Annotated in this window: 9 protein-coding genes and 1 pseudogene; 3 read left to right on the forward strand and 7 right to left on the reverse strand. The window is 67.4% G+C overall.

From position 1 onward, the window contains the following. Positions 1 to 99 precede the first annotated feature (99 nt). Positions 100 to 2,847 (forward strand): bifunctional acetate--CoA ligase family protein/GNAT family N-acetyltransferase, encoded by a 2,748-nt coding sequence (locus tag IBX53_RS01885; protein WP_290904478.1) that lies wholly within the window; start codon positions 100 to 102, stop codon positions 2,845 to 2,847. A 109-nt stretch (positions 2,848 to 2,956) separates the two neighbouring features. On the opposite strand, the gene pdxH is transcribed toward IBX53_RS01885, so the two are convergent. The 3 genes from pdxH to IBX53_RS01900 form a co-directional block, all read right to left on the reverse strand. Continuing rightward, a complete protein-coding gene (gene pdxH, locus IBX53_RS01890) occupies positions 2,957 to 3,598 on the reverse strand; it encodes a pyridoxamine 5'-phosphate oxidase (RefSeq protein WP_290904481.1) in 642 nt (213 codons plus the stop codon). A 108-nt stretch (positions 3,599 to 3,706) separates the two neighbouring features. Further along, positions 3,707 to 4,054, reverse strand: a complete 348-nt coding sequence (locus IBX53_RS01895; RefSeq protein WP_290904484.1) for a branched-chain amino acid transporter permease — start codon at positions 4,052 to 4,054, stop codon at positions 3,707 to 3,709. After that, positions 4,051 to 4,755 carry an AzlC family ABC transporter permease gene (locus IBX53_RS01900; RefSeq protein WP_290904486.1) on the reverse strand — a complete coding sequence of 235 codons (705 nt, stop codon included), beginning with the start codon at positions 4,753 to 4,755 and terminating at the stop codon, positions 4,051 to 4,053. The genes IBX53_RS01895 and IBX53_RS01900 overlap by 4 nt, the downstream gene beginning before the upstream one ends. 126 nt (positions 4,756 to 4,881) lie before the next feature. On the opposite strand from IBX53_RS01900, the gene IBX53_RS01905 reads away from it, so the two are divergent. Beyond that, positions 4,882 to 5,565 (forward strand): cytochrome b/b6 domain-containing protein, encoded by a 684-nt coding sequence (locus tag IBX53_RS01905; RefSeq protein ID WP_290904489.1) that lies wholly within the window; start codon positions 4,882 to 4,884, stop codon positions 5,563 to 5,565. Positions 5,566 to 5,634: 69 nt separating this feature from the next. On the opposite strand, the gene IBX53_RS01910 is transcribed toward IBX53_RS01905, so the two are convergent. The 4 genes from IBX53_RS01910 to IBX53_RS01925 all read right to left on the reverse strand — a co-directional run bounded on the left by IBX53_RS01910 (position 5,635) and on the right by IBX53_RS01925 (position 7,711). Beyond that, a complete protein-coding gene (locus tag IBX53_RS01910) occupies positions 5,635 to 6,108 on the reverse strand; it encodes a cytochrome c (RefSeq protein ID WP_290904490.1) in 474 nt (157 codons plus the stop codon). 78 nt (positions 6,109 to 6,186) lie between these two features. Beyond that, entirely contained in the window at positions 6,187 to 6,591 is a 405-nt protein-coding gene (locus tag IBX53_RS01915; protein ID WP_290904493.1) for a DUF2069 domain-containing protein, read from the reverse strand. Next, positions 6,588 to 7,214, reverse strand: coding sequence for an NAD(P)H:quinone oxidoreductase (gene wrbA, locus IBX53_RS01920; protein ID WP_290904495.1), 627 nt, complete (start codon positions 7,212 to 7,214; stop codon positions 6,588 to 6,590). The genes IBX53_RS01915 and wrbA overlap by 4 nt, the downstream gene beginning before the upstream one ends. Positions 7,215 to 7,270: 56 nt before the next feature. After that, positions 7,271 to 7,711 carry a gamma-glutamylcyclotransferase family protein gene (locus IBX53_RS01925; protein WP_290904498.1) on the reverse strand — a complete coding sequence of 147 codons (441 nt, stop codon included), beginning with the start codon at positions 7,709 to 7,711 and terminating at the stop codon, positions 7,271 to 7,273. A gap of 114 nt (positions 7,712 to 7,825) precedes the next feature. Here IBX53_RS01925 and IBX53_RS01930 point away from each other — a divergent pair. Beyond that, positions 7,826 to 8,106, forward strand: a pseudogene (locus IBX53_RS01930) (DNA endonuclease SmrA); the annotation flags it as partial.

Genomic DNA, 8,106 nt, shown 5'->3' on the forward strand with positions numbered 1-8,106 from the left:
ACTGAGGTCACTTTACTTTGCCCAATCCCTTGCCAGACAGTGTCAATAGGTCGTACACAATAGACAGCTATTCCAGCCATCAGCTGTCGGGAGAGCATCGTGAGCACCCGTTTTCTGCGTCACTTCTTCGAACCCAAGACCATCGCGGTGATCGGTGCCTCGGAAAAGCCCGATTCCCTGGGCGGGCTCGTGATCCGTAACCTGCAGGAGGCCGGTTTTCCGGGCTCCCTCTGGGCCGTGAACCCCAAGGGCTACGAGAGTGTCTTCGGCCAGCCCGCCTTCTCGCGTATCGGCCAGTTGCCCGAGGCGCCCGATCTCGCCGTCATCTGCTCACCGGTGGCCACGGTGCCTGGGCGCATCGCCAGGCTCGGCAGCATCGGGGTGCGCGCCGCCCTGGTGCTCTCCGGCGGCTCCCACCTGGACGAGGCCCGCGACGGCAAGGCCTCGATACGCCAGCGCATGCTGGATGCCGCCCGGCAGTCGGGGATTCGCGTGCTGGGCCCGGAGTGCATGGGCCTGATCGTGCCGGGGCGCAAGCTCAACGCCTCCTACGCCAACCGGCCGATCAAGGCCGGCAGGGTCGCCTATCTGGGCCAGTCGGGCATGCTCGGCACGGCGATGATCGACTGGGCGGCGGGGCGCGGGGTGGGCTTCTCGCACCTGATCACCCTAGGCGACAGCGTCGACGTCATGCTTCCGGACCTGCTCGACTACATCAACCAGTTTTCACCCACCCAGGCCATCCTGCTCCACCTGGAGAAGATCCTCGACGCCCAGCACTTCATGACCGCCCTGCGCGACGCCTCGCGCAACCGCCTGGTGCTGGCCATCAAGAGTGGTCGCACGCCCCAGTCGGATCTCACGGGCCTGCCGCCCACTCCGGGCGTCGCCAACCGTGACCAGATCTTCGATGCGGCCTTCTCCAGGGCCGGGGTGGTGCGAGTGCACGACTCCGACGACCTGTTCGATGCGCTGATGACCCTGTCGCTCATGAAGCCGCTGCGCGGTGACCGCCTGGCCATCGTCTCCAACGGACTGGGTCCGGCCATGCTGGCCATCGACAAGCTGATCCACGCCGGCGGCAAGCTGGCCGAGTTCACCGAGGAGACGCGGGCGGCGCTGCATCGCGGCGACTTCGACATGAGCAAGCCCGGGGAGAACCCGGTGGACATGGGCGGCAATGCCACCCCCGAGAAGTTCGTGAATGTCATCGAGATCGTCGCCGCCGACCCCGGCGTCGACGCGGTGCTCGTGGTGCACGCGCCGACCCGCATGGCACCTTCCAAGACCACCGCCCAGGCCGTGGTGGCCAACCGAAAGCGCTTTCGCCGCAACCTGCTGACCAGCTTCATGGGGCTGGAGGAGGCCCTCTCCGCGCGTCACGAGTTCAGCCTGGCGGCAATTCCCACCTACGTGTCGCCCGAGAAGGCCATCAACGCCTTCATGCACATGGTGGACTACCAGCGGGTCCAGGCGCTGCTGCAGGAGACCCCGCCCAGCCTGCCGTTTACCACGACCCCGGACATCCGCGCCCGCTGCCGCACCCTGATCAAGGAGGCCAAGGCGGAGGGGCGCGAATCTCTCTCACACTCCGAGACCGCTCAGGTACTTCAGGCCTACGGTATCCCGGTAGCCCATAGCCGCTATGTGACCACCCCCGAGGAGGGCGCCGCGGCGGCGGCGGACTTCGATGGCGCCATGGCACTGAAGGTGGTGCATGAGGGGAACTGCCGGCCGTTCCGCTATCGCAAGCACCCCCATCGGGTCTCGGCCGGGCTGCTGCAGGACCTGAGGAGCCCCGAGCAGGTGGCCGACGGGGTCACGCTCCTCGGCGAACAGGTGAGCGAGAAGTATCCCGCCTTCAAGGTCCGTGAGTACTGCCTGCAGCCCATGCAGCGCGGCAAGCATTCGCTGCAGACCTGTGCCGGCATCACCCGGGATCCGGTGTTCGGCCCGGTGATCGTGTTCGGTATCGGCGGCTACAAGGTCAATATCCTGGCTGACCGTCAGGTGGCGCTGCCCCCGCTCAACATGACACTGTCCAAGGACATGGTGGATCGTACCCACGTGGCGCGGTTGATCCATGAGCACTCCGGCGACCCCGATCGGGATATCGAGCGCCTCTGCCAACTGCTGGTCAAGCTGTCGCAGATGGCCAGCGATCTGCTCGAGCTGCGCGGGATAGAAATCAACCCGCTGCTGCTCAACCGTGACGATATGGTAGCGGTGGATTTCGCCATGGACCTGGGCACGCCGGCACGCTTTGCCATCATGCCCTATCCGGAAGAGCTCCGTGAGTGGGTGACCCTGAAGAACAGCTGGGAGGTGGAGGTGCGCCCGATCCGGGCCGAGGATGCACCGCTGATCACCAGCTTCCATGGTCAACTCTCCGAAGAGAGCATCCGGTTCCGCTACTTCCACAACAAGTCGGACCTGACACAGCGTGACCTGTCGATGCTGTCGCAGATCAACTACGACCGCCAGATGGCCTTCATCGCCGAGCACCTGCGCGATGACGGCACCAAGGAAATGCTCGGCGTGGCCCGGGTGTGGAACGACCCCGACAATATCCGTACCGAGTTCTCGGTGATCATTCGCGATGATCTGACCGGGCTCGGCCTCGGCAGCCTGCTGATGCACAAGTTGATCGACTACTGTCGCAGCGTCGGCACCCTGGAGATGATCGGCAAGATCATGGTCGACAATCACCCGATGCGCGCCTTGATGAAGCATCTCGGCTTCAAGCAGCGCTACAACATGGAGGAGCAGGTGGTGGATGCGGTGCTGCGGCTCAACGAGCCCGAGAGCGAGTGGCAGCGCCATCGCCTGGAGAGCCTGCCCGACTGAGGGCGTCCGGCACGATCCCCCCCAACGCGAGACCCCCGCCAGTGGCGGGGGTCTGTCGCTGGAATCGCCGGGTCCGGATCACTCATCCAGGGCCAGTAGGCCGAGTCGATCACGGCGCCATGCGGAAGTGCTGCCACTGGCCGTCACGGGCTTCGTAGCGGATCCGGTCGTGGAGGCGGCTGGGCTGGCCTTGCCAGAACTCGACCATGGTGGGAACCACACGATAGCCGCCCCAGTGCACCGGGCGCGGGATCTCCTGTCCCTCGTAGGCCTGTTCGAAACGGCTCTGGCGCTCCTCGATCCAGGTGCGGCCGGGAATCACCACGCTCTGGGTGGCCACCCAGGCGCCCAGCTGGCTGGCCCGCGGGCGGCTGGCGAAGTAGGCGTCGGACTCCTCGGCGCTGACCTGCTCGACGCTGCCCTCGACGCGCACCTGCCGCGCCAGCGATGGCCACCAGAAGACCAGGGCGGCGTGGGGAACGTTGGTCAGCTCGCTGCCCTTGTGGCTGTGATAGTTGGTGTAGAAGACCAGGCCCTGCTCATCGATCCCCTTGAGCAGGACAACGCGCGCGTGGGGCAGACCCTGACTGTCGACGGTGGCCAGCGTCATGGCGTTGCCGTCATCACCCTCGGTTTCCAGCGCCAGGGTCAGCCACTCCTGGAACAGTTCCATGGGGTTGTCGGTGGCCTGTGACTCGTCGAGCAGTCCCCCTTCGTAGTCGCGGCGGATATCGGCGATCTTGCGTGTCATGACAATCTCCTCGAAATTTCTTTCATGGTCGCCTCTCCGCGCCGGCAGCTCAACACTCTTTGCCTGTACCAGCGGGATTTGTGACCTTGAGCATAGGCCCGTTCGTTCTCACGGTGACCAGCCCAGCTGCACCATGGCCATGTAGGCCGCAGTGCCGCCGATGATGGAGAGCAGGGGGTTACGCCGCCAGAGATGCAGCAGCACCACCGCCAGGGAGGCGAGGATCATCGGCCAGCCGGTGGCGCTGGCGTTGAGCTGACCCTCGGCCAGGGGACGGAAGTCGCGCAGCGCATAGATCACCAGGATCATCATCACCGTGGGGGGCAGGTAGCGTCCCAGGTGCAGGATCAGCGGATGCTCGGCCTGGCGGGCCAGGGCCACGAAGGGGATCACCCGGGTGGCGAAGGTGGCCAGGGCGCAGACGGCGATGAACAGCAGCAGGCTGGCATGGCTCACGGGCGACTCTCCTGGGTCCGGGAGGGGTGCTTGCGCCGGTAGTGGGCCAGCAGCACCAGGCTTGCCGCGCCGATGGCGCCGAGCAGCAGGTGGCGGTCGGGCAGCAGCAGCAGGGCGCCGAGGCCCGTCGCCAGCGCAATCACGAACGGCAGTGCCTGGCGCAGCCGGCGGGCCTGCTCCAGGGTGAGCACGATGAAGAGCGCGGTGAGGGCGAACTCGATGCCTCGGCTGTCGAAGGCCAGGGTGCTGCCGATCAGCGCCCCGGCCAGGGAGCCGAGCACCCACCAGGCCTGGTTGAGCAGGCCGATGCGAAAGGCCAGGGCATGGTCCCGGGCGCGTTCCGGCGGCAGGGTGGTCAGCAGCGAGTAGGTCTCGTCGGTGAGCGAGAAGATCAGGTAGGGCTTGCGCCAGCCGGCGCCCTGAAAGCGCTTGAGCAGCGAGAGCCCGTAGAAGAGGTGGCGCGAATTGAGCATCAGCGTGGCCACCGCCACCTCCACCAGGCCGGCCCCCGCGGCCAGCAGCGCCACCGCCAGGAACTGGCCGGCACCCGCATAGATGGCCAGCGACATCAACAGGGCGGCCCAGACGGGAATGCCTACCTCGATGGCCAGGATGCCGAAGGCGGCTCCCAGCGGTAAGTAGCCGAACATCACCGGCACGGTCAGCGTGCCGGCCTCGCGCCAAGCGTTGGGCGATGACAAGAGGTACACTCCTTCTGCGGGCCACCAGCATGGGGGTGGTGTCCATGGAATCGCTCATGGTAAGCCAAAAACCCGGCATTGGCAGCTCGGGACCGGAGAATCCACTGTAATCAGCAAGGAGGCGAGATGACGCGACTGAAAGTCTGGGATGTCCCGGTGCGGCTCTTTCACTGGGGGCTGGTCGGCTGCGTGGCACTGGCGTTCTACACCATGAAGACCGATGGGGCACCCTTCATCTTCCCGATCGATATCCACGCCCGGGGGGGCTACGTGCTGATCGGCCTGCTGCTGTTCCGCTGGCTGTGGGGCCTGGTGGGCAGCCATCACGCCCGCTTTCGCAGCTTCCTCTATTCACCGGCCAGCATGTGGGGCTACGCCAGGCGCCTGGCGAGCGGGCATCTTCCCCTCTTCGCCGGCCACAACCCCCTGGGTGGCCTCATGGTGGTGGTGATGCTGCTGTCGCTGACCTTCCAGGCCGTCAGCGGGCTCTTCCTGACCGACGACATCTTCTTCAATGCCCCCCTGCATGGCCTGGTGGACCGCAGCACCGCCCGCACCCTGGCCGGGCTGCACCAACTCAACGCCAACCTTCTGATGGGGCTGATTGCCGCTCACCTGCTGGCCCTGGTGGTGCATCGCCTGAAGGGGGAGCGCCTGGTGGGGGCGATGATCACCGGCCGCAAGTCCTTCGCGGGCGAACCCGAGGACGAGCCGGCCAAGGCGCCGGTCCAGCGCCGGGTCAGCGCCTGGGTGGCGCTGGGCGTGATCGTACTGGCCGCGCTGCCGGTGCTCTGGCTGTGGAACGCCTAGACCCGGCCGACCAGACGCAGGAAGGCGGCCATTCGGCCGCCTTCCTGTCCGGCTGGGGAATGCGCTGCCTCAGTCGGCGCGGTAGTTGTCGTGGCACCCCTTGCAGCTGTTGGCCACGGCACCCACCTGGCGACGCAGGGCGCTGAACTCCTCGCCGTCGTCGACCATCTGCGCCAGGGTGGCGGTCTCCTGCTGGAAGGTCTCCCGGCGCTCGTGGAAACCGTCCCAGTCATCGCCGATAGCATCCAGGGCGCGGGTCTCGGTGCCATGGTCGTCGCCCTGCAGGGTGTCTTCCATGAACCCCTCCCAGGGCAGGTGGGCGGCTGCCGCCAGGTTGGCGGCCCGGGTGGCGAAGACCTCCTCGTCGTAGTCGATGTTGCCCTGGGCCATGTCGCCCATCGGTCCGAGCTGCCAGGCCAGGACGCGCAGTGCCGACTGCCGATACTCGATGGCATCCTCGGGGTCGGCGGCCTGGGCGATGACCGGCAGCATCAGTGCGACGGAGAGGCCCAGGGCCAGGAGGGGGCGGAAGGTCACGGTCATCACGAACTCCTTTCGTTGGCTTGTCGGTTGCTCGGCTTGATGCTGGTCAAGCCACCTCAAGCCTAGCACGCCGCCGGGTCAGCTGCCGTCTGCCTGGGCGCACAGCTGGCGGCTGCGAAAGCGTGCGTAGAAGGTGCAGCCGCCGAACAGTGCCAGCGCCGCCACGGCGATCAGCCAGCCGAGCCAGCCGAGGCCGGGCAGGACCGCCACGTTCACCCCGATCATGAAGTAGAGCAGGCTGACGAAGGCGAGCCAGGCATGGCCCCTGGGCCGCTTGGCCAGCAGGGAGGGGAGGAAAAGCACCAGCGGCAGCAGGAAGGCCAGCAGCGGGCGCAGGTTGCCGCCGTCGCTGGCCAGCAGCAGGCCCCAGGTCAGCAGCGCCAGGGCCAGGGCAGTGTAGCTGCCCAGCACCCAGCGGCGGGCCCGTGCGGACAGCTGGTCCAGCCCCTTCTCGGCCTCCAGGGCCTCGAGCCAGCGCCTCATGAACGCTCCTCCCCGGGCATCGCCGACAGTGCCAGGGCGAGTCTCGCCAGGCGCCGGCCCTGAGCCTGGGCCAGGCGGCGTTCATGCTCGTCAAGGGGGCGGTCGCTGCGCTTGCCGGCCAGGTGGCTGACCCCGTAGGGGGTGCCGCCGCCGGTAGTCTCCATCAGCTCGGTCTCGCTGTAGGGCAGTCCCGCATAGACCATGCCGTGGTGCAGCAGGGGCACCAGCATGGTCAACAGGGTGCTCTCCTGGCCGCCGTGCAGGCTGGAGGTGGAGGTAAAGGCGGTGGCCGGCTTGTCGATCAGCGCCCCGCCCAGCCACAGCTCGCTGGTGCCGTCGAGGAAGTGCTTGAGCGGGGCGGCCATGTTGCCGAAGCGGGTGGGGCTGCCGATGGCCAGCCCCGCGCAGTGGCGCAGGTCGTCCAGGCTGGCGTAGACGGCGCCCTCGGCGGGAATCTCCGGATCCACCGCCTCGCAGGTGGGCGAGACCGGCGGCACGGTCCGCAGGCGCGCCTCGATGCCGCGAACGGATTCGACGCCGGCGGCCAGCCGTTCGGCCATGGCCCGGGTGGCGCCGTGGCGAGAGTAGTAGAGGATCAGCACATAGGGCAAGGAAGCGCTCATCGGGGCTCCAGAGACAGGAAAAGGTCAGCGCATTGTAGCAAGGGGCGTCGACCGGCTCACGGAGAAGCCGTCTGCGCCTCCTCGAGCAGGCGCCGATAGACCCAGGCGTCGCTGCCGTCGGCCAGGGTAAGGCGCACCCGTTCGTAGCGCAGGCCGAGGCGCTCGTAGCGATCGAGTCGGGCGAGTTCCTCGGCGCTCACCGTGATCACCTCTCCCTCCACGTGCTCGCCGGGAGCCTCCTCCAGGTCGAGGGCGCTGCGTCGGAAGTCCTCCAGAATCGCCGGGCGGGATTCGCCGGCCCGGCCGGTGACGATCCAGCGAATCGGCCCGGAGCGCAGGGTGCCGTAGACGAAGACCTCGTGGGGGCCCGCCTCGATGGGAGGCAGGTGGTCGGGGCGATCATAGGTGAAAGGGCTGAGCATGGTGAGCCACAGCCAGCCGGTCACGGCCAGCGGCAGGCCAAGCAGGGTGGCGAGCAGCAGGTGAAGACGTCGCATGGGGCTCCTTCCGGCAGGTGAGTCCCCCATCCTGCCATGTCGTGAGGTGCTTGTCCGGCCCCGCGCCGGGTGGCTTAAGCTGGGACCAGGGCTCTGCTAGGATGGAGGCTCCCCATGACGATCTTGAGGTGCCCCATGACCCGCCAGGCGTGTTACGACCTCGACTTCCAGGCCCTGATGGGTGACGTTCGCCCGCTCTCCCGGGACGTCAATCGCGCCGACCTCGGCCGTGCGCGTCGCCCGCCCAGCGAGGCGCAGCTGGTCAGGCGGGAGCGCGCCGCCGCGGAGCTGGAGGGCCATGGCTTCCTCTCCGATGACTTCGTCGATCTGGTGCCCCCCTTCGACCCGCTCGAGTACCGGCGCGACGGCATCCAGCAGGGGGTGGTGGACCGCCT

Origin of the sequence: Halomonas sp., assembly GCF_014859505.1 — a bacterium.
In the GTDB taxonomy this organism is placed as follows: domain Bacteria; phylum Pseudomonadota; class Gammaproteobacteria; order Pseudomonadales; family Halomonadaceae; genus Halomonas.